The sequence below is a fragment of the Vitreoscilla filiformis genome, from assembly GCF_002222655.1.
Taxonomy (GTDB): Bacteria; Pseudomonadota; Gammaproteobacteria; order Burkholderiales; family Burkholderiaceae_C; genus Ideonella; species Ideonella filiformis.
On record NZ_CP022423.1, the window covers coordinates 1,605,790 to 1,631,899 of the forward strand.

22 protein-coding genes are annotated in these 26,110 nt (G+C 65.4%); 19 read left to right on the forward strand and 3 right to left on the reverse strand.

The features are described from left to right. The first annotated feature begins 31 nt into the window (after nucleotides 1-31). The 15 genes from VITFI_RS07645 (at nucleotide 32) to VITFI_RS07715 (ending at nucleotide 16,299) form a co-directional block, all read left to right on the forward strand. Complete coding sequence (locus tag VITFI_RS07645; RefSeq protein ID WP_089415342.1) at nucleotides 32-337, forward strand: hypothetical protein; 306 nt, start codon at nucleotides 32-34, stop codon at nucleotides 335-337. Between the two features lie 37 nt (nucleotides 338-374). After that, a complete protein-coding gene (locus tag VITFI_RS07650) occupies nucleotides 375-794 on the forward strand; it encodes a gp436 family protein (protein WP_089415341.1) in 420 nt (139 codons plus the stop codon). Then, a complete protein-coding gene (locus tag VITFI_RS07655) occupies nucleotides 794-1,249 on the forward strand; it encodes a phage tail terminator protein (RefSeq protein WP_089415340.1) in 456 nt (151 codons plus the stop codon). The genes VITFI_RS07650 and VITFI_RS07655 overlap by 1 nt, the downstream gene beginning before the upstream one ends. A 20-nt stretch (nucleotides 1,250-1,269) precedes the next feature. Then, on the forward strand, nucleotides 1,270-1,998 hold the full coding sequence (locus tag VITFI_RS07660; RefSeq protein WP_089415339.1) for a phage tail tube protein: 729 nt from the start codon (nucleotides 1,270-1,272) through the stop codon (nucleotides 1,996-1,998). A 136-nt stretch (nucleotides 1,999-2,134) separates the two neighbouring features. Beyond that, on the forward strand, nucleotides 2,135-4,912 hold the full coding sequence (locus VITFI_RS07665; RefSeq protein WP_089415338.1) for a phage tail tape measure protein: 2,778 nt from the start codon (nucleotides 2,135-2,137) through the stop codon (nucleotides 4,910-4,912). A 13-nt stretch (nucleotides 4,913-4,925) separates the two neighbouring features. Then, nucleotides 4,926-5,327 (forward strand): hypothetical protein, encoded by a 402-nt coding sequence (locus tag VITFI_RS07670; RefSeq protein WP_089415337.1) that lies wholly within the window; start codon nucleotides 4,926-4,928, stop codon nucleotides 5,325-5,327. Between the two features lie 14 nt (nucleotides 5,328-5,341). Next, a complete protein-coding gene (locus tag VITFI_RS07675) occupies nucleotides 5,342-8,908 on the forward strand; it encodes a hypothetical protein (RefSeq protein ID WP_089415336.1) in 3,567 nt (1,188 codons plus the stop codon). A gap of 14 nt (nucleotides 8,909-8,922) precedes the next feature. Beyond that, on the forward strand, nucleotides 8,923-10,179 hold the full coding sequence (locus VITFI_RS07680) for a hypothetical protein (RefSeq protein WP_089415335.1): 1,257 nt from the start codon (nucleotides 8,923-8,925) through the stop codon (nucleotides 10,177-10,179). Then, a complete protein-coding gene (locus VITFI_RS07685) occupies nucleotides 10,176-10,961 on the forward strand; it encodes a hypothetical protein (protein WP_089415334.1) in 786 nt (261 codons plus the stop codon). Before VITFI_RS07680 ends, VITFI_RS07685 begins: the two co-directional genes overlap by 4 nt. A gap of 2 nt (nucleotides 10,962-10,963) precedes the next feature. Continuing rightward, nucleotides 10,964-11,350 (forward strand): hypothetical protein, encoded by a 387-nt coding sequence (locus VITFI_RS07690; RefSeq protein ID WP_089415333.1) that lies wholly within the window; start codon nucleotides 10,964-10,966, stop codon nucleotides 11,348-11,350. A gap of 7 nt (nucleotides 11,351-11,357) precedes the next feature. Next, on the forward strand, nucleotides 11,358-13,493 hold the full coding sequence (locus tag VITFI_RS07695) for a hypothetical protein (RefSeq protein ID WP_089415332.1): 2,136 nt from the start codon (nucleotides 11,358-11,360) through the stop codon (nucleotides 13,491-13,493). Beyond that, nucleotides 13,480-13,713: a hypothetical protein gene (locus VITFI_RS07700; RefSeq protein WP_089415331.1), complete on the forward strand. Its 234-nt coding sequence runs from the start codon at nucleotides 13,480-13,482 to the stop codon at nucleotides 13,711-13,713. Before VITFI_RS07695 ends, VITFI_RS07700 begins: the two co-directional genes overlap by 14 nt. Before the next feature lie 140 nt (nucleotides 13,714-13,853). Further along, complete coding sequence (locus VITFI_RS18890) at nucleotides 13,854-14,063, forward strand: Com family DNA-binding transcriptional regulator (RefSeq protein ID WP_089415330.1); 210 nt, start codon at nucleotides 13,854-13,856, stop codon at nucleotides 14,061-14,063. Continuing rightward, a complete protein-coding gene (locus VITFI_RS07710) occupies nucleotides 14,023-14,877 on the forward strand; it encodes a DNA adenine methylase (RefSeq protein ID WP_198301538.1) in 855 nt (284 codons plus the stop codon). Before VITFI_RS18890 ends, VITFI_RS07710 begins: the two co-directional genes overlap by 41 nt. A gap of 177 nt (nucleotides 14,878-15,054) precedes the next feature. After that, nucleotides 15,055-16,299: a tetratricopeptide repeat protein gene (locus tag VITFI_RS07715; RefSeq protein ID WP_157725599.1), complete on the forward strand. Its 1,245-nt coding sequence runs from the start codon at nucleotides 15,055-15,057 to the stop codon at nucleotides 16,297-16,299. On the opposite strand, the gene VITFI_RS07720 is transcribed toward VITFI_RS07715, so the two are convergent. Next, nucleotides 16,290-17,144 (reverse strand): AraC family transcriptional regulator, encoded by an 855-nt coding sequence (locus VITFI_RS07720; RefSeq protein WP_089416450.1) that lies wholly within the window; start codon nucleotides 17,142-17,144, stop codon nucleotides 16,290-16,292. The genes VITFI_RS07715 and VITFI_RS07720 overlap by 10 nt on opposite strands. A 76-nt stretch (nucleotides 17,145-17,220) precedes the next feature. On the opposite strand from VITFI_RS07720, the gene VITFI_RS07725 reads away from it, so the two are divergent. Together VITFI_RS07725 and VITFI_RS07730 are read left to right on the forward strand one after the other, a co-directional pair. Then, nucleotides 17,221-18,489, forward strand: a complete 1,269-nt coding sequence (locus tag VITFI_RS07725; RefSeq protein ID WP_089416451.1) for an MFS transporter — start codon at nucleotides 17,221-17,223, stop codon at nucleotides 18,487-18,489. Nucleotides 18,490-18,610: 121 nt separating this feature from the next. After that, nucleotides 18,611-19,687, forward strand: coding sequence for a BMP family ABC transporter substrate-binding protein (locus tag VITFI_RS07730; protein WP_089416452.1), 1,077 nt, complete (start codon nucleotides 18,611-18,613; stop codon nucleotides 19,685-19,687). A 14-nt stretch (nucleotides 19,688-19,701) separates the two neighbouring features. Here the strand turns inward: VITFI_RS07730 and VITFI_RS07735 are convergent, their stop codons facing one another. Next, nucleotides 19,702-21,891, reverse strand: coding sequence for a PhoX family protein (locus VITFI_RS07735; RefSeq protein ID WP_089416453.1), 2,190 nt, complete (start codon nucleotides 21,889-21,891; stop codon nucleotides 19,702-19,704). Between the two features lie 133 nt (nucleotides 21,892-22,024). On the opposite strand from VITFI_RS07735, the gene VITFI_RS07740 reads away from it, so the two are divergent. Further along, the gene (locus VITFI_RS07740) at nucleotides 22,025-22,612 is read left to right on the forward strand and encodes a hypothetical protein (protein ID WP_089416454.1); all 588 of its coding nucleotides are present in this window, start codon (nucleotides 22,025-22,027) and stop codon (nucleotides 22,610-22,612) included. On the opposite strand, the gene VITFI_RS07745 is transcribed toward VITFI_RS07740, so the two are convergent. Further along, complete coding sequence (locus VITFI_RS07745) at nucleotides 22,585-23,424, reverse strand: DODA-type extradiol aromatic ring-opening family dioxygenase (protein ID WP_089416455.1); 840 nt, start codon at nucleotides 23,422-23,424, stop codon at nucleotides 22,585-22,587. The genes VITFI_RS07740 and VITFI_RS07745 overlap by 28 nt on opposite strands. Nucleotides 23,425-23,569: 145 nt before the next feature. On the opposite strand from VITFI_RS07745, the gene VITFI_RS07750 reads away from it, so the two are divergent. Next, complete coding sequence (locus VITFI_RS07750; protein WP_089416456.1) at nucleotides 23,570-26,110, forward strand: ABC transporter permease; 2,541 nt, start codon at nucleotides 23,570-23,572, stop codon at nucleotides 26,108-26,110.

The following is a 26,110-nucleotide window of genomic DNA, read 5'->3' on the forward strand; positions in this document are numbered from 1 at the left end:
GGCCTTTACTGAACATCAAGGAAACCACGTCATGGGTATCAAGCAAGTGCAGGCGCTGGCGATTGCGGCCACGTCTGAAAAGGGTTTTCGCCGCGCCGGTCGTTTCTGGGGGCCGGGCACCCAAAAGGTGCCGGTGGGTGAATTCACCGAAGCGCAACTGGCCGCCCTGCGCGATGAAGCCGGCAAGGGTTTGGTGGTGGTGGACACCACGATGGAAATCGAGGTGCCCGATGCTGCCAAAGCCCCGGCTGAATCCCCCGCTGCTGCATCGGCTGCTGGTGCCGCACCGCCCGCTGAAGATCCCGCGCCGGCCAAGCCCGCCAAGGGCAGCAAGTAACCGCGCTCCCTGAGCGCAGCCGAAGGGAGCCCGCCCCATGAGCTACATCACCCCAGCGGATTTGTTGGCCGAGTTTGGCGAGGACGAGATGATCGACCTCACCGACCGCGCCACGCCCCGCACCCACGCTGTGGATACCGCTGTGGCCCAACGCGCTTGCGACCGGGCCAATTCGGAGGTGGATGCGGTGCTGATGGGGCGCTACACGCTGCCACTCTCATCGGTGCCGGTGCTGCTGCGCTACATCGCGCAGGATCTGGCGTATTTCTATTTGCACCTGGGCACGCCGCCCGAGCACATCAAAACCCGCTACGACACGGCGCAAAAGAACCTGGGTTTCATCCGCCGAGGTGAATTGCAATTGGGTGTCGATGCAGTGGGTGCGCCGCTGGTGGATACCAGCAGCAATTTGCCAGCCGTGGTTTCTGACGGGCGCAACTTCAAACGGGGTTATTGATGGGCGCCCCGAACAACTCGGCATGGGCGGCGGACTTCCTTTTTGTAGGACGTGCCATGGCGGCGCGGCTGGCTGCGAGTGTCCCTGCGCTGCGTGAGAGTTTGATGGTGGATGAAATCGAACCGACAGCCACCAGGACGCGCCAAGTTCCTGCGGCTTTGGTGATGCTGCATGACCAATCCCCAGACGGCGGGGGGGATGGGTATTCGGACGTGTCTGTGGTCAGGCAGCAATGGCTGGTGTTCCTGGTCGATAAAACCGGGCGCAATACCGCTGACCGAGGTGGTGAAAAGGTGGGGCCGTTGCTGCCGCAAATTGTCCAATGCCTGCACGGATGGCGTGTGCCTGGCACAAGCCGCAATCTGGCATGGGCGCCTGGTGCCCCCACACCGAAGTATTTCCAAGATGGCACCGTGATGTTTCCGCTGCTGTTTTCAACTCAGTTTTCAGTTTGATTCGCTGAGAAAGGCTTCCCATGAACTCGAAATCATTGCTCCTGGTTGGCAGTCTGTACGCCCGCGCGGTGGGTACCACGGGCGCCTTCTTCCCTTTGCTGAATGGCAAGGCGGAAATTACCCACAGCCTGGACACCCAGGACGTACCGAACTACGGCCGCACAGGCGGTGGCAAGGATCAAATCCTCTCCCGCGTGAAAGACGTCAAGGTGGAGCTGGAGCTGTGGCGTTGGGACAAGCGGAACTGGGCGCTGGCGTTGGGGGCGCCGGAAAGCGCCATCGTGGACACCGCCCCGGTGGTCGATGAGGCCCATGTTGCGTATGTGGGCGGCATGGTGCGGTTGAACCATGTCGCGTCGGCGATCACCGGTGTCAAGGATGCATCCAATGCTGCGTGCATTGAAGGGACGGACTACAAGCTGGTGCCGGGTGGCCTGATCCCCTTGGAAGGCGGCAGCATTGCCGATGGGGAGGCCATCAAGGTCAGTTACACCAAGGCCGCGTACATCAACTACCAGGCCTGCACGCGCTTGGATGCCGAGCTGGAGTGCTTTTACGTCGGCGAAAACGAGAACGATGGCAACAAGTTGGTGACGGCTGACTTCCATCGCTTGTACGTGCCGCCGACCGACAAGATTGCACTGATGGGCGAAAAGCTGCAAAGCCTGAAGCTCAAAGCCGAACTGCTGGCCGACACAACGAAGGGCCAAGGCCTCAGCGCGTTCTACAGCCTGCGCGCCCAGGTGTGATGCCGAACGGTTCGGCATTCTGGGCAGTGATACCGCACCGTGCGGTGTGACTGCCTATATAAATCAATAACTTAGCTTTGTTTTTACTCCGCACCGTGCGGAGGAATGCCGAACGGTTCGGCAAAAAGGACGCTGCATGGCAGGCCCCATTGACATCATCCTGAGACTGCGCCTCCTGGCTGACGGTGTGATGTCCGGCCTGAGTGGCATTGGCGCGAAAGTGACGGCGGTGGCGGCAGCAGTCACCACGTACTTTACGAGCAAGCTGTTTGCCGGCGCGGTGAGCAGCGCGGCCGATTTGGAGGCCAAACTCTCCGAGGTCAAGGCGGTATCGGGTGCCAGCGCCCAGGAAATGCAGGCCCTGCGCAAAGCGGCTGAGGATGCGGGTGCAACCACCAAATACTCGGCAACTGAAGCGGCCACAGCGCTGGGTAACCTGACCCGTGCGGGGCTGAGCGCCGATCAGGCAATGCAGGCCCTGCCTGCCACGTTGCAGTTGGCGCAAGCGGGTGGCGTGGATCTGGGTCAAGCCGCCGAGTTCATCACCAAGGCGGTGATGGGGATGGGGCTGGCGTTTGGCGATGCGGGCCGCGTGGCTGATGTACTGGCCAAAGGCGCCAACGCCAGCAACACCAGTGTGACGGGGTTGGCTGAGGCGCTGAGCTACACAGCCCCCATTGCCAAGTCGGTGGGTCTGAGCCTGGAACAGACCGTCGCCATCATTGGCAAGTTCGCCGATGCGGGGATCGATGCCAGCCGGGCGGGCACGGCACTGAATGCGATCCTGAGCCAGTTCAGCGACCCGGCCAGCAAGTTCCGCACGGAGCTGGGCACGATCGGGATCATCACCAACGACTTCGGCGAGGCGCTGCGCCAGTTGGGCACCAAGGGCGCCGTGGGTGAGCGCGCCATCTTGGCGGTTGGGACGGAGGCGGGGCCGGCGCTGCGGTCACTGTTGAATCAGGGCATCGGGGCACTGGATGAGCTGACGGGGAAGCTCAAAAATGCCAAAGGCAGCGCCGCCGAGACGGCTGCTGTGATGGGCGACAACCTGCGCGGGGCGCTGGGTGGGTTGAGCAGCGCGTGGGAAACGGTGATGAATGCCCTGGGCACACCGACGCTGCCCATCCTGAAAGACGGTGTGAACCAACTGGCTGCGGCGCTGTCTGCGGCGGTCAGTAATGGGACGGTGGGGAAGTTCGGGGATGCCTTGGCTGCTGCGTTCAAGGCGGCCATTGAGTGGGGCACCCGGTTTGTAGGCGCGGTGGATTTTGAGGCCGTGTCGGTGCAGTTGCAGACGTTTGCCACCAACCTATCGGTGACTCTGGACGACCTCGGCGCCAAAGCCAAGAACGCCGGCAACGTGGTGCAGACCGCGTATGGGGTGATGAGCGCCGGGGGCAACACAGTACTGGCGGGCGTGTATGTGCTGGGTGCGGGGTTCTCCAGCTTGGTTCAGTCGGCGCAGGCCTGGTACGCGTTGTACCTGGACATGATGTCCAAGGTGACATTTGGCGAAGTCAGTGCCCGGTACAAACTGGCGGCCGACGAGGTGCGCGTCAGTGCAGCGGCCTCTGGGGCGGCCACGGATGCATTCATGGCCAAGGCCCGCCAGGCAATGGATGACGCTGCCACAGCGGCTGAGAGTGCCCAATCGGGTTGGGATGGTCTGACGCAATCGCAGACGCAGGCTGCGGCCCAGGCACCGAAGGTGGTGCAGGCGCAGGCTGATGTGAAGGCGGCGGTGGAGGCCACCAGCTCGGCGGCAAGCGCTGCGGGTGCAGCGGCCAGTGCGGCGGGCGAAGCAGCCAAGACTGGATCGCAGGCCCAACAAGCGGCGGCGGAGGCGGCGCGCGAAAAGGTGGCCACGTTGCGGGCCGAGTACGAAAAGGCTGTGGACGCGGGCGAATGGCAGCGGGCGGCGGAAATTCAGCGGCAGTTGACAGCGGCGCTGCAAGGGACGACAGCAGCCACGAAAGAGAGTGCCGCAGCGGCCAAGGTGGTTGAAGGGGCGTTTGAGCGCCTGGGGATCACGAGCGTCGATCGGCTCACGATGATGGCGGATGCGGCCAAGCGGGATTACCAAATCATCCGCGATGCGGGCACCACAGCAGCACGAGACAAGCAAGCTGCGTTTGAGAAATATGCGTCGGCGGCCATCGCTGCCAATGGTGGTGTGGTCACCGCTGAACTGCGGGCGCAGGCTGCGGCGCAGGGGATGGGTGTTGCAGTGGATGAGGCGGGGCACGCTGTGGTCAAGTCGCTGTCGGCCATTCCCGCCGCTGCTGATGCCGCGACTGAGGCAATGCGGAAGACCCGTGAAGAAGCTGAGAAAACCGCCTCAGCAGTGGTCGCTGTGGTGAAAAACAGTGCTGTGGAGAAACGCAACGGTGAAGTGAAGTCACTGTTCGATGACGATTACCGCAAGCGCACCGGAGACGGCACCACCGCTGGCGGCAACACGCTGATGAGCGTGATCAATGACCTCAAGGGCTATGGCTTGGACGACGAAGCGGCGCAGCAGATCGCCCGCGAGTTTGTGGATGCAAGCGGCAACGTCCCCTACATGAACAACCCCGGCCAACGGAAGTACGGCGGGCCGGGGGGGGGACGCTGTCGTCAGCCCTGCAAACTGCCGCCAGTCAGTACCTCTACGGCAAGGACGGCCACGGCGGCGAAATGGCCCGGCGTGCCGCTGCCGCTGCGGCCCCCGCACCAGCGCCCGCAGCGTCGGGCCAGGTGGCGGCGCCTGCGCCTGCGCCATCTGCTGCGCCCACCACATCGCGCACGGTGTACGCCGTGGCCATCACGATCAATCGGGGCCGCGAAGAGGCCGTGGAGATGGCCTCGCAGGATGACGCTCAGGCCCTGGTGGCGATGCTGCGCCGCCTCGAATCTGACGCCGCACGAGTAGGAGGAGGTTGAGCATGATCCAGTTGAGTGCCAATGGCCTGGTGGTGGTGTTCGGCTCGGGCTGTGCCTGGAGCGATGAGCACAGTTGGAGCCCTGTGGGGCAGACCGTCGAGCGGTCATTGACCGGGGCGCTGATCGTGCAATCGGCCAGCGCGCCCGCCGAAGCGGGCCGACCGGTGACCCTGCAAGGTGTCGAGCAGGGCGCCGGGCTGGTCAGCCTGACCGACGTGCAGACGCTGCGCGGATGGGCCGCAGAGCCCGGCCAGGTCATGACGCTGACCACCCCGGACGGGGTGCGCGAGGTGATCTGGCGCCACCACGACGCCCCGGCGATCACGGCCGATCCCTATACGTTTTACGACGATCAGCAGGCTGGCGACATGTATGTCGTGACGGCCAAGCTCATGGTCATTTAAAGGAGAGACACCACATGCCCATCCTCTCAGGCGACGTGGTATTGCTGGCATCGGCGGTCATGGCTGATGTGGCCGAAGGCGGCGGTGCTCCCACGGGGACGGTGATCAGCGATGCTGAAAACGCGCTGTTCCCGGATATTTCAGAGTTGGATCGTGCAGGGGGGCGGGTCAATCTGCGCAAAACGTTTGTGGCGATCCGCTCTGACGACACCGACACCTACTTCGGCTCCAACGTGATCGTGGCGCAGCCACCCACGGACGCCAATACGGCCGTCACGCTGTTTGCCCGCGACGCGACGTTCGACACGCGGTCGGAGGCGCAATCACGCGTGGAGGCGTACCTCAACAAGGGGCCGCTGTGGCCGGGGTATCTGTACGAGGGCCACATCACCGGGCAACGTGTGGTGCAACTGTTTCAACGTCCGTCCGAGGCCCCGCCCACGGTGGGGCAGACGTTGGTGTTGGTCAAAGACGAGGGCCTGTCCACGCAGGTGGAGCAGTACATCCGCGCCATCACGGTGTCCAGCGTCACCCGCACCTTCACCGCCGGCGATGGGTCGGAGTACCAAGCGGCTATCGTGTCCGTTTTCCTGAGCGATGCCCTGCGGTTCGATTGCCCCGGCAGCCCCGCCTCCGAGACGTTCGCCCGCCTCAGCACCGCTGCTGCGGTGCGCGATACCGTGGTGGCCGATGCGGGCACCTACGCTGGGGTGTCGCCCCTGGCCGAGTCGGTCAGCATGGGGGCGATGAAGATCAAGGCAGAGTCGATCTACTCGCAACTGGTGCCCAGCGCCCAGACCGAGGCGCCGCTGTCGGTCATGCCGCCCTATGCGGCTGCTGGGCTGCCGATCCCGGGCGCGGGCAGTGTCACCTACACCGCCACCCATGCGTGGACACCCACCACCAAGCTGGCTCTGCCGGGAGGGTGCCTTCCAGGATCACTGTCGATCCAAGTGGCCGGTGTCACGATCACCGACGCTGGCGGGATGTTGCGATCAGCCGGGGCCGATGTGGGCACCATCGACTACGCCAACGGGCTGCTGACATCCGCCGCAGGGGACTACTCGGCCAGCAAGGTCATCACCTACACCCCCGCAGCGCAGGTGCTGCGGGTTCCGCAGAGCGCCGAAATCGAGATCACGGCGGCGTCCCGCAGTCAGTCCTACGTGGGGGTGATCGATCCTCAGCCCCAGCCCGGCACGCTCTCGGCCAGCTACCGCGCGGGCGGGCGGTGGTATGTGCTGTCGGACGATGGCACCGGCGCGCTCAAGGGCAGCGATGCCAGCTACGGCGCCGGCACGTTCAACCCCGCGACGGGCGGCTACATCCTGACGCTGGGTGTGCTGCCGGATGTGGGTAGTTCGGTCATCCTGAGCTGGGGCGCACCGACGCAAGAGACCCGGCACCCCACCGCTGTGACGCTCAAGGCGACGCAGACGATCGCGTTGGCGCCGCCGGCTGGAACATCGGTACAGCCGGGCTCAGTGACGGTGTCTTGGCTGCAAGCGGGCGTGTCCAAGAGCGCCACCGCTGGCGCGGATGGGGTGCTGTCCGGCCATGCCACGGGCACGGTGCGCGTGGCGCAGGGGGTGATCGAGGCGTTCGCGCCCGCGACCCTGCCCGCCGTAGGGGCGCAGTTGACGATCGGCTATGTGGCCGGCCCCAAGACGTCCGACGCATTTGCACATCCGTCGCGGCAGGGCGATGGGCGGCTGGCGGTGACAGCTTCGGCGGCCATCACGCCGGGGAGCTTGGAGGTTGAGTGGAACACCGTCACAGACACTGCTGTGCTGGGCACCTATACCCTGGGCCAGTTGACCGAAATGGGCGTTTCGACGTGGGTCGATCCGACGCAATATGCGCGGGACGACGGCGGCGGAAAAATCATGCGGGAAGGTGTGCAAATTGGCACAGTGACGTATGCGACGGGAGCGATTACCTGGAATCCAGATGTCACGATCAAATTACCGAGGCCGAAATACAGCGCCGCATTGGACGACGATTTATACCGCTGGCGCTTGACCTATACCGGGCTGGAGTATGTGGATGCGCCGTCCATTTACCCAGCCGATGAATCCGGGGCGGTGACCCTGCGGTACAACTCGCCCGGCTCGACGAGCACCCGCACCGAGACGGTGACGTTCACCCCGAAGGTGCAACTGGTGCCGGGCGTTGTGGCGCCAGTGGTGCCTGGCACGGTGGTGCTGACGATCCCCGGATCGCAGCCGTGGGGGGACAGTGGCACGGGTGTGCTGCGCGAAAACACCGTGGCGTCTGGCTGGCTGACGCGGGGCACCATCGACTACACCACGGGCGTCATTGCCCTGTCGTCCTGGGCCACGGGGGCGACCAATGCACTCAGCCGGGTGTCGTGCGTCACCACCTTGGGCAATGCGCTGTCCAGCGAGTTTGTGTTCAGGGCTTCCTCGGCGCCCTTGCGACCGGGATCGCTGTCGATCCAGTGGACGCGCACGACCGGGGGCCCCAAATCGGTCACGGCGGGGGTGGATGGCGTGATCAGTGGCACCGGCGTGGCGGGCAGCGTGGATTACGAGACCGGGCTGGTGCGGGTGCGGTTCGGGGCGATGGTCACGGCGGCGGGAAATGAATCCCAGCCGTGGTATTCGGCCAGCCGGGTGGAGTCGGATGGGCGCATCTGGCGGCCCGATCCGATCGTCATGACCACGCTGCGCTACAGCGCGGTGGCCTACAGCTACCTGCCGCTCGATGCCAGCATCCTGGGCATGGATCCCGTGCGGCTTCCAAGTGACGGGCGGGTGCCGATTTTCAGAGCGGGTGGGTTCGTTGTGGTCGGTGCCAAAACAGCCGTCACGGCCACCGTGGCCAATGGGCAGACGGTGTTTGCTGGGCGCGAGCGGCTGTCTCGATTGCGCGTGGTGGGGGCCAACGGTGCGGTGATCAGCACCGGCTACACCACCGATTTGGACGCTGGGACGGCAACCTTCAGCGACGTTTCGGCCTACGCCCAGCCCGTGCGAATCGAAGGGCGCGTGGAAGACATGGCGATGATCCGCGACGTGCAGATCAATGGGGAGATCGGGCTGTCTCGGCCCATCACCCACGACTACTCGGCGCCTGGAAGTTACGTCTCGACGGCGCTGGTGCTCGGGGATCTGTTTGCCCGCGTGGAGCGCGTGTTTGACCAATCGAGTTGGTTCGGCGCGTGGTCTGACAGCCCCGAACCGGGTTCAAGCACCCTGGCGGCCTACAACAACGCCGACCATCCCATCCTGATCACAAACCGGGGGGGCATCACGGAGCGCTGGATTGCCCGGTTCACCACGACGACGAGCTACGAGCTGATTGGCGAGCATGTGGGTGTCGTGGCCGTGGGTAACACCGGCCAGGACTTCGAGCCGCTCGGGCCATCTGGGGCGCCCTATATGCACATTCCAGCGGCTGGCTGGGGCGGCGGTGGGTGGTCGGTGGGCGCGATCCTGCGGATCAACACCATCGGTGCGATGGCACCGATTTGGGTCGTTCGCACGATCAATCCGGGCGCAGCGTATGACACACCGGATCAATTTGAACTGTCGCTGCGTGGCGACGTGGACGCTTAAATTGAGGAGATCACATGGCCGCATCGGTTTTTTGGCATGCGAACTACTTGGCAGGGGCGCCGCAGCTCACCAACGCCTGGGGGAGTTTGACGGCGCTGTTGGACGCCTGCTTGGTCAATGGGTACGGGGTCAAGACGATCGCCACGCTGACATCGACCGTCGCGGGGGTGGCCACGGCCACGGTCACCGGCGGGCATGCATTCGTGGCCGGGCAGGTCGTGGAGATTGCCGGCTGCGCGCAGGCCAACTACAACGGCCGCTGGACGGTGCTGAGCGCGCAGGCCACGAGTTTTACTTTTCAGCTCGACGATCCGGGGTCGATCCGCACGGCGACCACCACCACATCGATCACCGCCAAAACGCCCAGCCTGGGGTGGAGCAAGCCCAACACGGGTACAAACCGGGGCGCCTACCGGGCCCCCACGGGTAACCGCAACCTGCTGGTGGTGGACAACTCCCAGCGGGCGGGGTACGACTCAGCGTGGGCCAAATGGGCGTCAGTGGGGATCGCATCGGCGATCAGCGGGATCAATCCGATCGTGGTCACGGGCATCCAAGCGCCGTATGACCCCACCAACCCTGCGCGCAACTGGACGACGGCGGGCACCGGTGGGGATTGGGGGTGGGCGAAGTGGATTCACGCGCGGCAGTACGGGTGGCTGAATGAGGGGGACGGCGGCGCCGGTAATCGGGATTGGCTGCTGGTCGGTGATGGCGTGATGTTCTACCTGTGGGTCAAGGTGTCAACGGGCTGGGGTGGGTTCGCGCAGTACGCGTTTGGGGATGTGTCGTCTTACGTGGCCGCAGGTGACGCGACGGGGACGGTGCTGGTGGCAACTGAGAGCGCCAACGAGGATCAGCCCGGTTCCGGCAACAGCTTTGGCCTGGGCGAGTCGCTGGCCTATGCCGGCAAATGGCTGCTGCGCAACCACACGCAACAGGGGCTCCCCGTCAAGTGCGCGGCCACGCCGGCACTGCACATGGCCAATGGGGTGCTGACATCGGGGCGAGGGCCAATGCAGTACCCACACGGCCCGGACAACGGGCTGTGGCTGACGCCGACGCTGTGCGTGCAAGAGGGGATGAACTCCGTCAGGGGGACGTTCCGGGGGTTGTATTGGATGCCTCAATACAAGCCGGTCGGGCACGGCGCTGTGTTCGACCAGGTCGTCAGAAACACCACCCGCCGGATGATGGCGGTGGCGTGGCAGGGGTACAGCGAGGGTGACGGCGTGACCATGGCCATTGATCTGACGGGGCCGTGGACATGAGTGCCCATCGTTGGTGGCGATGCAGGTGCATCGCCACGCTGAGCGGCCAGGTCTTGGTGGGCGAGCTGCAATTTCGCAGCGCGGCGGGTAGCAATTTGGTCGCGGGTGGCACGGCGATTGCGTCGTCGCAGTACGTCGACAACGCCCCAGAACGTGCATACGACGGCGCCGCCGCCACCTATTGGCAGGCCTACATGTACGAAGGGCACGCCCCGGATCGATGGATCGGCTACCAGTGGCCCGCAGCGGTCGATGTCGCGCAGATTGCTGTGCAGCAGCTTCCGGGTGGCGGCGATCACTATTGGATCGGAGCCCTCGTGGAGTGGTCGGACGACGGCACGACATGGGTGCAGTACGGCTACGCCGCGCTCCCGTCACCCACATCCAGCACAGATTTGGCGTGGAAGGTCGGCATCATCGTCCCGGTCAGGTCAGTGCTGTACGACCTGACGCGCGGCCTGACAGCCAGCGGTGCGCCCGGCGGTGCGGTGGCATCGGTGTTGCCTGATTTGGCGCCATCGGCCCGAGACATTGATGGTGGGCCCGGCGTGATCGCGGGTTCCGTGGCCGTGCTGGGGCCGCCAGTGACACCGCTGGCGCGGCGGGTGCTGCTGATCTCGGAGCGGCTGAGGCGCGTGGTGCGTGAGACGTGGTCGGGCACGGATGGGCTGTACCGGTTCGATGGGCTCTCCGTGGCCGACACGTACTCGGTGGTGTGCCACGACAACGCCGGGACGTACCGCGCCCTGATCGCCGACGGGCTCGCGCCCACCTTGGAGTAACCATGGCCAATCAATCAGACGTTCTCATTGCGGCGCGGGCAGAAGCCCTGCGCTCGCTGCTCACCGCCGGCCCAGCTCGGCTCAAAATTTACACGGGCGCCGCACCGGCAACGCCCCAGACGGCGGCCACGGGCACGCTGCTGGCTGATCTGGTGATGTCGGCCACCGTGGCGGCGCCAGTGGCGGGCGTGTTGACGGTCTCTGCAACGGCTGATGCGACGGTGGCCGCGTCGGGCACGGCGGGATGGGCGCGGCTGTCCACGTCAGCGGGCGCGGCCCTGTTGGACATGTCCGTCGGGATCGCTGGGAGTGGACATGAAGTCATCCTGTCGGCGGTGGCGCTGTATGCCGGCGGTTTTGTCCGCCTGACCAGCCTGACGCTGACGTAAGCCGCTCGTGGCCACCACCGACCTGCGATTTGCGGCGGGGTTGCCCGCATCGTCGGCGCTGCTGTTCGGCGACGACGGCACCGCGCCGGTGTTTGCGGCGCAGATGGCGGTGGGGTTGCCGGGGGTGACGCTGACCGCAGGGGTCACGTACGAGGCGCTGGGGCGGCTGGCGCAAGTCGCCGTGACGCTGCCGGCGGTCACGCCTGCGGGTGCGGTAGTGCTTGGTGTGGCGGCGCAGGCGGCGGTGATCCTTCCGCGTGTCGTGCCTGCCGGCGCGGGCGTTGTTGGGGTGGCTGTTCAAGCAGCGGTGACGCTGCCAACGGTTGCGCCTGCGGGTGCGGCGGTGCTGGGTGTCGCGGTGCAGGCGGCAGTGACGCTGCCGAGTGTGGTGCCCGTGGCCACCTTGCAGGCCAATGCCGTGACCGCCGTGGCTGCCGTGCAAGTGGGCGGGCCTGTCGTGCCGGCTGGGGTGGGGGTGTACGACGCCGATGTGTCGCGGGGGCCGGCCCGTGATATCGGCGTAAGCCACCAGCGCGCCGTGACACTGGATGCGGCTGTGGTGGCTGTGATGGCCCCATCCGCCCCGGTGGCCGTGCAAGCAGCGGTGACGTATGCGCCGCTTCGAACCATGCACCAAGGTGCCCGCCTGATGCAGGTCGATACCGCCCGCCTCGGCAGCACAGCCACGATGCGACAAATAGACGCCCGGCGGCTGTCCGCTGGTGCGCGGTACAGGCACCGGGATCACCAACGCTGCCAGGTGGCGGCGCAGGTGACGCACGCGGATGCACGGCAGATGGGCAGCGGCGCGGCCTTCAAACAGCGTGATTTGCTGCGCACAGCCCGCCCGTGGTTGGACGTTCGAGCGCGCCCGGCCGCGCCGCGACATACCGCGCGACCGGATCAGTGGCAGGTGGCGACCCCGATGCCGCTGGTGTGGCAGGCGTCGAGCCGGGATGCGGTCAGGCCACCGCCTGGCGTCAGCGTGATGCCGGGGTCGGTGATCCCCGTCAACACCTGCTGCGGGCCGCGCACGCCTGACCTGCGGTTTTTTGTTCCAGCGCCGGCCAGTCCGCATCTGATTTTCCGCTGTGATCGACAGCTATTGCCAGGGATCATCGTCCCGGCGCGGAGGGTGTACCTCGTGATCAATGACGTTCAACTGGTTCGGGCGGACGACGGCACCGCCATCAACTGCACCTCACTGACCCTCAGTGCGGATGTAGATAGCTGGGCATGGCGCTGGAGCGCGTCGATTGCGGCCAGCGATCAGGCCAAACTGGCGCCGGCAGCAGGCGCAGCGGCCTGCGAACTGCTGGCACATGTCAATGGGCAGGTGTGGCGGGTGATCGTGGAGTCGGCGCAGCGCGACCGTGAGTGGAGCAAGTCGTCGCTGTCGATCGGTGGGCGCAGCGCCTCGGCCATTTGGGACGCTCCTTATGCAGCCAAGCGCACGTTCAACAACGCCGTCGTGGCGGCAATGACGCAACAGTTGGCGCTCGACACACTGGCCACCAATGGCGTGCCAAGCGACTGGGCCATTGATTGGCAGGTGCCAGATTGGCTGGTTCCAGCAGGCGTGTGGAGCCACCAAGGCACGCCGATCAGTGCGATCTGTCGCATTGCCGAGGCGGCGGGTGGGTATGTCCAATCTTCCCCCGCCGGGAACGAATTGATGGTTCTGCCGCGCTACCTGGCTGCGCCATGGGCCTGGGACAGCCTGGTGCCTGACATCGAGCTGCCTGCCGCCGTGGTGCGCCAAGAGGGGATCGAGTGGACGTCGAAGGCCATCTACAGCCGGGTGTTTGTCTCAGGGACTACGGCGGGGGGCGTTCTCGGGCGCGTCACCCGTGGCGGCACGGCGGGCGATTTGGTGGCGCCGATGATCACGGACGCTCTGTGTACGGATGTGCAGGCAGCCCGTGCCAGGGCGTTGCCGGTGCTGTCGGACGTGGGGCGACAAGCGCTGGTGCAACTTCGTCTGCCGGTACTCGCCCAAACCGGCGCCATCGTCCCCGGCAAGCTGGTGCAGTACGTGGACGGCGATTTGACTCGCCTGGGGATGACGCGCAGCTTGTCAATTCAAGCTGGGCGGGCCAGCGTGTGGCAGACGATTGGAGTGCAGACCTATGAGCAGCCCTAACCTGTATCGCGCCCTGCGCGACGCGCTGGGACTGGATGTGCCGGTGCAAGTGGGTACGGTGGTCAGCGTGAGCCAAGGTGTGGCCGTGGTGGAGCTGCCTGGCGGCGATCGGATCACGGCCCGAGGCGATGCGCCTGCTGCCGGCGCTACGGTGTTCGTGCGCGCCGGCGTCATCGAAGGCAGCGCGCCAGGGATGACCTACGTCGAAATCGACATTTAAAGAGTGGGGCGACTGCCACCGGTGCTGGAGCACCGGTGGCGGCCCCGTCATGCAGAAGGAGCTGCAAGCCGGCCAAGGCCCCACTACTGCGCGCGCAGCAGGTGGAGCCTACGTGGCAGAAATTGCAACAGGCTTGCAAAATGAATGAGGAAATCAGGTGCGGCTGTAACAAGCTGCTGGCGCGTGCACGGTTTATCGGCCGAGTGCAAATCAAATGCCCGCGATGCGGCACCATGTGCGACGTGACCAGGGACACGATCCCGCAATCCCCCGATCGCCACAGAGCGACTCATCAACGAGGACGGCTCTGTGAACCAGACGACAACCAAACCGGCCAGCTTGGCCGCTGATGGCCCCAAGCGGGCGGTGCTGCGCTACTTTGGAGGCAAGTGGGCGATTGCCCCGTGGGTGCTTCGGCACCTTCCACCCCACCGCATTTACGTCGAGCCGTTTGGTGGCGCGGCCAGCGTGCTGATGCGCAAGACCCGCAGCGAGATTGAGGTCTACAACGACCTCGACAGTGAGATCGTGTCGCTGTTCCGCGTCATCCAAGACCCGATGCAATGCGCAGCGCTGATGCGCAAGCTGCGCCGCACACCCTACGCCCGCGCCGAGTTTGACCAGGCGTTCATGTCGTCTACCGATCCGGTGGTGACGGCTCAGCGCACGATCATTCGCGCCTATTTGTCGTTTCACCACGCATCGGTGTTCGATCCGCGCAAGCGGTCGTTTGCCGACGCGCGGCACCGCACGGGGTCAGGCAGGGGCAAGGCCGGCGAATGGGTCACGTACCCGCGCAGCTTGGTGGCTGTCCGGCGTCGGCTGCAAGGCGTGGTGATCGAGTGCCGTGATGCGCTGGCCGTGATCAAAGCCCAGGACACGCCCCAGACGCTGCATTTCGTCGATCCCCCCTACGTCCCCTCCACTCGATCCGACACAGGCTACCGGCATGAGCTGACCACGCAACAGCATGTCGAGCTGCTGGAGGTGCTACTGGGCTGCAAGGGGATGGTGGTGCTGGCCGGATACCCGTCCGCGCTGTACGACGAGATGCTGGTGGGGTGGCGGCGGGTGGAGCGGGCGCATTTTGCTGTGGGAGTTTTGCGACAACCACGCACCGAGGTGCTGTGGATTTCCCCGCGTGCGGCGGATGCGCTGCCGTAGCTCTGCAAATCTATTGCACAGGCTGCAACTACTCTGGCCTGTTATTTATCGCGCGCGGTGGGCTGGATTTATCGCGCGCGGCTTCACCCTGCTTTTATGCAGCAGCGGGACGTCTTGTTGACGTCACCAGATCCGCTTGATCCATCACCGAGAATCCTCAAGGATCCTCGCATTTTGTTGACGCTGCCGTTCTGGTGCGAAACCTCGGCAGACCTTCGTTTCATTGGCATTTTCCGGCACCCCTGGGCGGTGGCTTGTTCGGTTGCTGCCCGCGATACGGGGCAGTCCCTTGAGGATGGATTGGCCCTGTGGCTGGCGTACAACGAGCGTTTATTGCAAGCGCATCGCCGCCAGCCATTTCCGTTGCTGTGTTTCGATCTGCCGCCCGAAGATTTTGTGCAGCAACTGCGCCACGCACTTCAGACCCATTTTGCGGATTGGATCGAAACGGAAGGGCTCCACTTGGAGAAGCTCGGTACGTTCTACAGCGAGGCGTTGGTTCACCAAGCGGCCTCGCAGTTGGGGGATGCGTCGATGCTGTCCGAGCGGGGGCTGGAGCTGCTGGAGCGTGTGAGGTCGCTGTACCAGACGCTGTGTCATTTGGTGCAAGTGGCGCCCCTCACCGTTGAGAGCCTGCCTGCGGATCCGGCGCGTCAGTTGGCCTTCTGGCTTCCTCAGGCCGACGCCTTGCACAAAGCGGGTCAAGCAGAAGCTGAGTTGGCGTTGTGTCAGCAAGCGCTGGCGCAGGTGCAGCCACAGGATCGGGCACCGCTGTGGCGCCGGGTGCTGCGTCTGCGGCGGACTCTGGGCAACGCCGAAGCGTTATTGAGTGACCTACTGCGGATCAGCCAAGAGTGCCCGCAAGACCCGGACTTGCTGCTCAAAGGCGCGGAGTGGTTGGAGCAGCAAGGTGAGCATTCAGGCGCTCTGCAAATTCTGAACATCGCCGTGGAGCGGGCGCCCCAGTGGTTTCTTCTTCGGTTGCGTTTGGGCCAGTATCTGATGAGATCGCAGCAGCCGGAGCAAGCCTGCGCGCACTTGGAGCATGCCCGCTTGCTCGGCCCCGACAGCAGCGCTGCACACATGGCGTTGATGAACTGTTACGCCAAGCTGGGGCAGCGCACGGCTGCCATCGATAGCTACCACGCTGCGGCGCAGATCCACAACCCCCCGCACCAAGCCATGATCGAGCACCAATGGGCGGTCATCCTGACGCAATGGGGCGAGCGCGAGAAGGCATTGGAACACCGCCAGCGTGCCGTGAATTCTCCCCATGTGTTGCCGCACATGGTGGTGGCGTTTGCTCGGGAGTTGTTGGCGTTGGGCCAGCGTGAGCGGGCGCTGCAAGTGTTGTCTTCGGCCCAGGCGGCGGGGATGGAGTCCCCGCAGTTGAGCCAGTTGTTGAATCGCTGTCAGGCCTGAGGGTCGCGGCGATTGAAAAACATTCGGCGTGGAGAGTCGCCCAGTTCTCGCCGCACCATCGCACTGAACGCACTCGGGCTGGCGTAACCCAGCGCACTGGCGATGTGGTTCATCGGATGCCCAGCCGCCGCTAAAACCATGGCGCGAGCGATGAGCGCTTGTTGGCGCCAGCGGGCGTAACTCGTGCCCAATTCAGCCCGAAACAGCCGCGCCAAGGTACGTTCACTGGCGCCGGCGTCGGTGGCCCAAGCGGCCAGGGTGGTGTGACGTGCCGGGTCGTCCAAGATGGCGGCGCAAAGCTGGTGCAAGCGTTTGTCGCGTGGCATGGGCAGGCCCAGCGGCACGGGGCGAGCGGAACTCAACTCGTCGTGCAAAACGGCCACCAGGTGGCGTTCGCGGGCCAGTTCGAGCGGGGAGGGGGGCGGTTCGGCATCGCTGCGCACGTCCAGCGCCAGGATGACGGCGCGCAGCAAATCGGTGACCTCCAGCACCCGGCAGTGGTGCCAATCCTGCCCATCACGAGGCGGGTGGGGTGGGGGTTGATCGAGGTAGAGCGTGTGGTAGTGGCTGTGCTCGACGGCAGTGACGGCATGTTCCACCCCCGGCGGAATCCAAACCGCCCGGGAGGGCGGCGCCATGAAGGTGCCTTGTGCGGCTTCCACTCGCATCACCCCCACGCTGGAGTAAGCCAATTGCGCCCAAGCGTGGCGGTGCGGCACGACGCGGGTGTCCGCCGCGTGCGTGGTGTGTTTGCAGCGCACCGGGCGCTGGGCGGTGGGGGCGAACAGGTGGGGCGTGGCGGGTGCCACCTCCGCCCGGCTCGATCGGCGGCGCAGACTTGGCATGATTTCAACAAAATTTGTCAGATTGACGCCAGTCTGCCGCAGACAAGGATTTGTCGCTTTGCCTAGCATTTTGGGCATGTCACATTCTTCTGCTTCTGCGGTGCCGCACCCCGGTGATGCGCCCGATCCTTCATGGCAACGCGACGTGCGCACCATCGGCCTCATTGGCTTGGCGCACGGCAGTTCGCACTTCTTTCATCTGCTGCTGCCACCGCTGTTTCCGGCGCTGATTCACGAGTTCGGCTTCAGTTATTCCGAACTCGGCCTGCTGGTGACGGTGTTTTTCATCATCTCGGGCGTGGGGCAAGCGCTGTCCGGATTCTTGGTGGACAAAGTCGGCGCTCGCCCGGTGCTGTATGTGGCGTTGCTGTGCTTTGCGGCTGCCGGCTTGGCGGCAGGTACCGCCACGGGGTACGGCGGTTTGTTGCTGGCCTCGGCGCTGGCGGGGTTGGGCAACGCGCCGTTTCACCCGGCGGACTTCACCATCTTGAACCAGCGGGTGTCACCGCAGCGTTTGGGGCATGCTTTTTCGGTGCATGGCATCAGCGGGAATTTGGGCTGGGCGTTGGCGCCGGTGTTCCATCTGGGGTTGATGGCTTGGGGTGGCACCTGGCGGGCCGGGCCGTTGGGTGCTGCTGTGCTGATCGTGGTGGTGCTGGGCATTCTGGTGTGGCAGCGTGAGGCCCTGGACGATCGCGCTCACCATCGCAGCCAACGCCTCGCCAGCGCCCCGGATGAACACCCGATGGCGTTTCTGAAGCTGCCCTCGGTGTGGCTGTGTTTTTCGTTTTTCTTCTGGACGACGGCGGCTTTGAGCGCCATTCAAAGTTTTGCCAGCCCGGCGCTGGAGCGCATTTACGGCTTGCCGGTGGCGGCCACGGCGTTTGTGGTCAGCGGCTACATGCTGTGCGGGGCGCTTGGCATGGTGGCTGGGGGCTTTTTGGCCGCTCGGGCCAAGCGGCTGGAAAAAATCATCGCCGGGGCGATGGTGCTGGCTGCGGCGCTGTTGCTGTTGGCCGCCAGCGGGGCCGTGCCCGGCATGGCGGCGGCCTGGGCGGTGGCGCTGGCGGGTTTGGGCACTGGTTTGGCAGGCCCGTCCCGCGATATGCTCATCAAGCAGGCTGCGCCACCTGGTGCGACAGGGCGGGTCTATGGCACCGTCTATTCCGGCCTCGATACCGGGTTTGCCTTGGCCGCACCCGTGTTCGGTTGGCTGTTGGATCACGGGTTGGCCCAGGGTGTTTTCTTGGGCTCGGCCTTGGCGATGGCCTTGGGGGTAGCATCGGCTGCCCTGGTCGGGGCGGGGGTGGCGCGTCGTCGCGTGCGGCCTGTGGCACCGGCCTGATTCGTTCTCCCTTGGGGAGTTTGTCGCGCATTTTTGCGACAATCCTCCCCTTTCACGCCGCCTTGCGTGCCCCCGCAGGCGGCGTTTTTTCTTTGTCATTGGGGTCATGTCGAGGACAACCATGCACCAAAACCTCAGACGCGCCACCACGCTGTGGGCCGCTGCTGCCGTCTGTTCGCCGCTGCTGTTCAACAGCGTGTCCGCCACCGCGCAAACGACGGTGCCCACGGCGCCGCCGCTCAAAATCGGGTTCATTTACGTCAGCCCCGTCGGGCAAGCGGGCTGGACGTTTCAGCACGACCAAGGCCGGCGCGAGTTGGAGCAAGCGCTGGGGGCCCAAGTCAGCACCACCGTGGTCGAAGCTGTGCCCGAAGGCCCGGATGCCGAACGGGTGATGCGCGACCTGGTCGCCCAAGGCCATCAGCTCATTTTTGCCACCAGCTTCGGTTATCTGGAGCCAGCGCTGCGGGTGGCGGCGGAGTTTCCGCACGTCAAGTTCATGCATGCGGGGGGCCATCGGGGGGCGCCCAATCTGGCCACCTACAACGCACGTTATTACGAGGCGCGCTACCTGGCGGGCATGTTGGCGGGCTACACCAGCCAGCGGGGCGTCGCTGGCTACGTGGCCGGTTTTGCGGTGCCAGAAGTGGTGCAGGGCCTGAATGCGTTCACACGCGGCATGCGGGCGGTCAACCCCAAGGCCGAGGTCAAAGTCACGTGGCTGAACGCCTGGTTCGACCCGGCCCGCGAGCGCGACGCCGCCCTGGCCCTGGTGGCGCAAGGTGCCGATGTGCTGGCCAACCACTCCGGCTCACCGGCGGTGGCCCAGGTGGCGGAAGAAAAGGGCGTCAAACTGGTGGCCTATCAAAGTGACATGCGTGCGTTCGCCCCCAAAGCACAGGTGGGCGCGGTGACACATCACTGGGGCAGTTATTACACCCAGGTGGCGCGCTCGGTGCTGAACGGCACTTGGAGCGCCCAACCCGTGTGGGCTGGTATGAAAGCGGGCATGGTGAAACTGTCCGCTGTGAGCCCCAGCCTGCCGGCGCAGGTGCGCGACGCCTTGGCCCGCAGCGAACGCGACATCGTCGCGGGGCGTTTGCTGCCGTTTGGCACCATGAGCGATGAGCAGATCGCCCGCATGGACGGGTTGGTGCCAGGCGTCAGCGGCCACATGCCCGCCAACGCCCGTCGCTGAGGGGTGCCCTCCGCTCAGGAGCCGATCAGCCCGCCGTTGTCCTTGGTGACCACCACGGTGGCCGAGCGCGGCCGGGCCATTGAGCCGCCGTTGCCGTAGCCCATGCGACCCGGCCAATGGCTGCTCCACGCTTGCGGGGTGCCGATCGTGTCGCTGCTGATGCTTTCACCCGGGTGCTGGATGTTGACGAACAGGGCGCGGCCATCCGGGGTTTCACAGCAACCGGTGATTTCGCAGTCCCGCACACCGACCAAGAAGCGACGCATCTGCGCACGTGTCGGCGGCGCACCGACGGGGGTTTGCACGCTCAAGCTGCCGTGATCCAGCGTGCGCGTGTCGCCGTCGCCCACCTGGCCGGGCAGGGCGGCCAGCATCATGCAGTTGCTGACATCGGTGTAGGCGCCGTCGTCGGTCTGGATCCAGCCGATGCCGGTGGCTTGGCTGAACCACAACCCGTCCGGGCTGGAGAAATCCCGCTCGGCGGTCAGGCTGGACAAGTTGATGAGCTGCTTGTTCGCCCCCGCTTCGGCGCCGAAGACGTAGATGTCCCACTCGAACTGGGTGGCATTGGCGCGTTGGTTGCGCTCACGCAGGCGCAAGATGTGGCCGTTGACGTTGCCAGGCGAACCGGCTTCACCGCCCGCGTAGCTGTCGCTGTAGGAGCGCGGGTTGGCGGCGTCCACGGTCGAGTGCGAGCTGCTGCTCGGCGTGACTTGGCGGTTGCTGTTGTTGGTGAGGGTGAAATAAGCCTCACCCGTGATCGGATGCACCGCCGACCATTCCGGGCGATCCATTTTGGTGGCGCCCACGGCGTCTGCGGCCAAGCGGGCGTGGATCAGCACATCGGCTTGGTTGACGAACTTGTAGCCGCTGTAGTTGGCGATGGCGCTGTTGTCGATCGTCAGCGCGATCCAGTCCCCGCTGCCATCGGCGTTGAAGCGGGCCACATAAAGCGTGCCCCGGCCCAAGTATTTGCGCCCGACGCTCAGCGGGTCGGCTGGGGTGGCGTCGGCTGGGTTCCATACGGCCTGGCTGACGAACTTGTAGATGTACTCGTTGCGGGCATCGTCCCCCATGTACACCACCAGCGGCTGGCCGCTCACAGGCAGGCCAAAGGCCGCGCTCTCGTGGGCGAAGCGTCCCATGGCGGTGTGTTTGACCGGCACGCACTTCGGATCGTAAGGATCGACCTCGACCAAGTAGCCGAAGGTGTTGATTTCGTTGCGATAGTCGTCCGAACCGTCGTTGGAGGTGCCGGTGCGGCTGATGTCGAAGCGGCGGTACTTGTCTTCAGTGCCGCTGGTTTCCCAGCCATGGCGGCTGGGGCTGCCCGCGCTGCGGCCATAGCGGTTGAGGGCCACCACGCTTTTGGCAGTGCGGGCGGCGTCATCGGTGCTGGAGCGGGTGAAGTAGCCGGCCCAGTTTTCTTCGCCGCTGAGCAGCGTGCCCCAGGGGGTTTTGCCGGTGCCGCAGTTGTTGATCGTGCCCCGGCATGCCGTGCCGGTCGGGCTGTGCAGGGTGCGCACCCAGAAGCTACCGGCCACCGGGCCGCTGAACGTGGCTGGGGTCAGCGGGGTGATGCGGCGGTTGTACGTCGAGCTTTGCACCGTGGCGAAACGCCCGCTGGCCTTGCGTTGGATTTCGACGATGGAAATGCCATGGGCCAGCATTTCTTTGTCGCTTTGGCGCTTGGGGCGGGGGTTGGGGGTCGTGCCGTTGACGTGCAGGAACTGGTCGGTGATGGCCTCGTGGTTCATCGCCAGCAGGGCGCGGGTGCTGTTGCTGTCGTCGCGTGAGCGGCCATCGCTGCTCAGGCCGAAGTACTCCATGCCGTCGTGGTGATCCCCGGCGCGGCGATGGAAATCGATGTCCGTGCCATCGTTGGCGTAAGCGGGCACATCGGCGTGCAGCGGGTCGCCCAGCGCGTAGAGCACTTGCACGCTGTAGCCTTCCGGTACCGTGACACGGTCCAGCAGGTTCTTGGCCACCGGGGTGAACTTCAACGTCGAGACCGGGTAAGGCACGCTGCCGGCGCTGGCGGCGGCGGCGCTGGTGGGCAAACCGCCCAGCAGCGCCGCCGAAGCGGCACCCAGCCCGCCCAGCACCACACCTCGGCGCGACAGACGAGCATCCAAGACAGTGAGCAGATGGGGGTTCGGGCTGTCGTTGTGGCCGATGTCGTCGGCGTCAAAGGGCTGGCTCATGCGGACTCCAGAAAGAGAGAGGACGATGGCGCCATCGTTGCGAACCCAGATGACAGCGCCATGAAGCCTCGTGAACGGCGGGGGCATGGCTGCGTCATCATGGTTTCATCCAATGCCGACATGCTGCGCGCCCATGGATCCCACCATCGTTCTCAGCAAAACCGACACGGCACGCCTGCTGCTGGCGCAGCGCGATGCCGACCTGGCGCGCGCGCTGCGCTCGTTTCTGATCTTGGTCGATGGCCAGCGCAACTTGGCACAGCTCAAGCCCGTCATGGACGCTTTGGGCGTGACGTTGGATGCCGTGCATCACCTGATCGCCGAAGGCCTGCTGCACCTGCGCCATGACGTGACCCAGATGGGTCGAAAATCAGCACGGGCCGAGGCCAGTGAGACCGAGGCGGCGGTGACCTTGTCGCCAGAGCCGGCGACCGCGCCTGTGGCAGAAACCGAAGTGCCGCGTTCCTTGCACGCGGCCAAGTTCTATGGCCTCAACCTCGTCACCTTGATGTTGGGTGGCCAAGATGAAGAGCCGCGCCGCGCCGTGCGCCAAGTGACCACGCCTCAACAACTGGCCGATTGGCTGGTGATGTGCCACGACTTGATCACCGAGGTGTCGGGTGCCGAGCGGGCCCAGGTGTTTGCCCGCAAGATGTGGGGGGTGCTGCCCGATGACGTGCGTGAACGCCTCGATCAAGTCTGGCGCAACGACGCCGCTTGAGCCCCGAAGGCGTACACGTCCATGCCCAGGTGCCCCCAGGTGACACTCGCGTGGGTGCGGACGCCCGGTGCTTGGCGCAGGTCGTCGCCCTCCACACCCGCCCCAGCCGCGAGGTAAAACGGCAGCAGGTGCTCGTCGGTGGGGTGCATGTGGACGGCATGGGGGGCTTGGCGGCGGTAGTCGAACAGGCGGGGCCACTCGGACGCCGTGCAGCGATCCTCAAACCATTGGCGGAACGCCGCGCATTCGGGATGTTCGGCTTGATCCACCGCCCCGCGCCCACCCGCCCACAACCGCAGGTTGTGCGTGATGGCCCCACTGCCCACGATCAGCACCCCTTGGCGTCGCAACGGTGCCAAGGCCTGGCCCAACGCGAACAGCCGTTCGGGGGACCACATGGGGGGCCAAGCCAGCGGCAACACCGGAATATCGGCGTTCGGGTACATGGCGCGCAGTGGAATCCAGATGCCGTGATCCAAGCCCCCATCGGGCAGCAGGTGAACCGGCTGCTGGGCGGCTTGCAGTGTGTTGGCCACCTCGGCGGCCAGCGCGGGTGCGCCGGGGGCGTCATAGCGCAGCGCGTAGAGCGCCTGGGGGAAACCGCCGAAGTCATGCACCGTGTCATGCTGGGCGGCGCCCAGTAACACCGGTTCACGGGTCAGGGAATGGGCAGACATCACCAGGATGGCCCGGGGGCGACCGAACGTGACGTCGATGTGTGCGCCCAGCGTGGCCCAGTAGGCGCCAGCGGCACCGGGTTCGAGCGCTGTCATCGGCGAGCCGTGGGAGATGAAGAGGGTAGGCAGATGCATGGTGAAAGTATTTCAGCACCCCCTGTCCACCCAAAGGTTCGATGGACTTGCATGCAGCGTTCAATGCCGCTGGCGCTTTGGGTGTACCGTGCGCGGCCATGTTGACCCCCCAGGGAAACCCGCGATCATGAGCGCTGAAATGCCGATGTCCCCCCCCTCTGTTTGGCGCCTGGCGTGGCGTCAGATGTGGCGTGATTTCCGGGCCGGTGAACTGCGGCTGTTGTTGTTGGCGGTGGTGCTGGCGGTGGCTGCCCTGAGCGCCGTGGGGTTTTTCGCCGACCGACTCCAAGCCGGGCTGACCCGCGATGCCGCCCAGCTCATCGGCGGCGATGTGGTGATTCACAGCGACCATGCGTTGCCACCCCAGTGGGCGCAGCAAGCCCAGTCCCGAGGATTGCGCTGGAGCCAAACAGTGACGTTCCCGAGCATGGCCCGTGCGCCCGAGTCGCGCGGCGGGGCCACGCGCTTGGTGGCGGTCAAAGCGGTGGATGGGGCGTATCCCTTGCGCGGACACCTGCGCCTGCGCAGCGAACCACAAGCCCCGACACGCACAGCCACCAGCGGCCCCGCGCCGGGCACCGTGTTTGTCGATGCGGCGGTGTTGGCCGCTTTGGAGTTGGCCGTAGGGGATGTGTTGGAACTGGGGGACGCCAGCTTGCGCATCACCCAAGAGCTGGTGATCGAGCCCGATCGGGGAGGCGGGATGCTCAGTTTTGCGCCGCGTGTCATGCTGAACCAAGCGGACTTGCCCGCCACCGGGTTGGTGCAATCGGCCAGCCGGTTGGTGCATCGCTTGGCCATGATGGTGCCCCCTGGACAAGAGGCACAGATTCCCGACACGCAACGCTGGGCGCAGCAAATGGTGACCGGTCAACGCGGCGTGCGGGTCGAAACCTTGACGTCTGGGCGCATGGAGATGCGCCAAACCTTGGATCGTGCCGACCGGTTTTTGCACCTGGTAGCGCTGTTGGTGGCGTTGCTATCGGCGGTGGCTGTGGCGATTGCGGCGCGTGATTTTGCCCAGCGTCACCTGGACGATTGCGCCTTGTTGCGGGTGCTGGGTTTGTCGCAACGACGCATGGCCACCGTCTACCTTTTGGTGTTGATGACTTTGGGGGGCGGGGCCAGCGCTGTGGGCGTGGGCATCGGTTGGGCGATGCACGGGGTGTTGGTGCAGTTATTGGGCGCGTGGCTTCCGGCAACCTTGCCAGCACCCAGCGCGTGGCCGGTGTGGGTGGGCTTTGGCGTCGGGGGCACCTTGTTGCTTGGTTTCGGCGTGCCGCCCGTGTTGCAGTTGGCCCGAGTGCCACCACTGCGGGTGATTCGCCGTGACATGGGACAACCCAAACCGGTGTCGCTGGGGGTGTTGTTGGCCGGGGTGTTGGGATTTTCGGCACTGTTGGTTGTGTTGGCCAGCGATGTACGCTTGGGGCTGATCGCCGTGGGAGGATTTGCCGTGGCCATCGCGGGTTTTGCGGGCTTGGCCTGGGCGGCGGTGTGGACGTTGCGCCACAGCGTGTCGGAAGCTCGTGCGCCGCGCTGGTTGGTGCTGGCAACCCGCCAGGTGGCCGCCCGACCCGCGTTCAGTGTGGTGCAGGTGGCCTCTCTGGCGGTGGGGCTGATGGCCTTGGTGTTGTTGGTGTTGTTGCGCACGGACTTGATTGCGAGTTGGCGTCAAGCCACCCCAGTGGATGCCCCGGATCGTTTCGCCATGGGCTTGCAGCCCGAACAAGCACAACCCTTTCGCACAGCTTTGGCCCAAGCGGGCGTGGCTCCGGGTTATGACTGGTATCCGGTGATTCGGGGGCGCCTGATGCACATCAATGGTGTGGACATCAACCAAGTGCTGTCACGCCCAGATCAGGCCGGTGTGCGAGGTTCGGTAGAACGTGAACTCAACCTCAGCCACACGGCGGAGGTGCCCGCACACAACCCGGTGGTCGAAGGGCGTTGGGTGGCCGACGAGGCCGATGGGTTGAGCATCGAGCAAGGTTTGGCTCAACGCTTGGGCGTCCGGCTGGGCGATGTGCTGAGTTTTGACGTGGCCGGCCAGACGCTGCAAGGGCGCATCACCAGCGTGCGCAAGGTGGATTGGGGCTCAATGCGGGCCAATTTCTTCATTCTGTTCCCCCGGGCGACCCTGCCGCCCGAGCTGCCCAGTACCCACTTGGCGGCGTTTCGTGCGCCTGCGGGGTTGGCGCTGGACACGGCCTTGGTTCGGCAATTTCCCAACGTGACGCTGATCGACTTGTCTCACACCGTGGCACAAGTGCAACGGGTGCTCGGGCAGGTGATTCAGGCTGTGGAGTACCTGTTCGGTTTTTCGGTGGCGGTTGGCTTGGTGGTGCTGTTGGCCACGGTGAGCGCCACGCGGGAGGCGCGTGCGCATGAGTTTGCCGTGATGCGGGCTTACGGTGCCAGCGCACGCTTGTTAAACCAGGTGTTGCGCGCCGAGTTGTTGGGGGTGGGCGCACTGGCTGGCGGGTTGGCTGCCTTGGCCGCCATGGGCGTGAGTGCTGCGCTGGCACGCTGGGTGTTTGAGTTCCCGTGGACGGCACCCTTGTGGGTGCCCGTAGCGGGCATGACGGGGGGCGCCGGGCTGGCGCTGCTGGCCGGGTGGTGGAACCTGCGCGAGGTGTTGCGCCGCCCGGTGGTGGACACCCTGCGGCGCGCCAGCCCGGGCTGA

What these genes read in the sequence shown, in the direction of transcription:
- VITFI_RS07645 (WP_089415342.1), top strand. Translation starts at nt 32, where the DNA reads ATGGGTATCAAGCAAGTGCAGGCGCTGGCGATTGCGGCCACGTCTGAA.
- VITFI_RS07650 (WP_089415341.1), top strand. Translation starts at nt 375, where the DNA reads ATGAGCTACATCACCCCAGCGGATTTGTTGGCCGAGTTTGGCGAGGAC.
- VITFI_RS07655 (WP_089415340.1), top strand. Translation starts at nt 794, where the DNA reads ATGGGCGCCCCGAACAACTCGGCATGGGCGGCGGACTTCCTTTTTGTA.
- VITFI_RS07660 (WP_089415339.1), top strand. Translation starts at nt 1,270, where the DNA reads ATGAACTCGAAATCATTGCTCCTGGTTGGCAGTCTGTACGCCCGCGCG.
- VITFI_RS07665 (WP_089415338.1), top strand. Translation starts at nt 2,135, where the DNA reads ATGGCAGGCCCCATTGACATCATCCTGAGACTGCGCCTCCTGGCTGAC.
- VITFI_RS07670 (WP_089415337.1), top strand. Translation starts at nt 4,926, where the DNA reads ATGATCCAGTTGAGTGCCAATGGCCTGGTGGTGGTGTTCGGCTCGGGC.
- VITFI_RS07675 (WP_089415336.1), top strand. Translation starts at nt 5,342, where the DNA reads ATGCCCATCCTCTCAGGCGACGTGGTATTGCTGGCATCGGCGGTCATG.
- VITFI_RS07680 (WP_089415335.1), top strand. Translation starts at nt 8,923, where the DNA reads ATGGCCGCATCGGTTTTTTGGCATGCGAACTACTTGGCAGGGGCGCCG.
- VITFI_RS07685 (WP_089415334.1), top strand. Translation starts at nt 10,176, where the DNA reads ATGAGTGCCCATCGTTGGTGGCGATGCAGGTGCATCGCCACGCTGAGC.
- VITFI_RS07690 (WP_089415333.1), top strand. Translation starts at nt 10,964, where the DNA reads ATGGCCAATCAATCAGACGTTCTCATTGCGGCGCGGGCAGAAGCCCTG.
- VITFI_RS07700 (WP_089415331.1), top strand. Translation starts at nt 13,480, where the DNA reads ATGAGCAGCCCTAACCTGTATCGCGCCCTGCGCGACGCGCTGGGACTG.
- VITFI_RS18890 (WP_089415330.1), top strand. Translation starts at nt 13,854, where the DNA reads ATGAATGAGGAAATCAGGTGCGGCTGTAACAAGCTGCTGGCGCGTGCA.
- VITFI_RS07720 (WP_089416450.1), bottom strand. Translation starts at nt 17,144, where the DNA reads ATGCCAAGTCTGCGCCGCCGATCGAGCCGGGCGGAGGTGGCACCCGCC.
- VITFI_RS07725 (WP_089416451.1), top strand. Translation starts at nt 17,221, where the DNA reads ATGTCACATTCTTCTGCTTCTGCGGTGCCGCACCCCGGTGATGCGCCC.
- VITFI_RS07730 (WP_089416452.1), top strand. Translation starts at nt 18,611, where the DNA reads ATGCACCAAAACCTCAGACGCGCCACCACGCTGTGGGCCGCTGCTGCC.
- VITFI_RS07735 (WP_089416453.1), bottom strand. Translation starts at nt 21,891, where the DNA reads ATGAGCCAGCCCTTTGACGCCGACGACATCGGCCACAACGACAGCCCG.
- VITFI_RS07740 (WP_089416454.1), top strand. Translation starts at nt 22,025, where the DNA reads ATGGATCCCACCATCGTTCTCAGCAAAACCGACACGGCACGCCTGCTG.
- VITFI_RS07745 (WP_089416455.1), bottom strand. Translation starts at nt 23,424, where the DNA reads ATGCATCTGCCTACCCTCTTCATCTCCCACGGCTCGCCGATGACAGCG.
- VITFI_RS07750 (WP_089416456.1), top strand. Translation starts at nt 23,570, where the DNA reads ATGTCCCCCCCCTCTGTTTGGCGCCTGGCGTGGCGTCAGATGTGGCGT.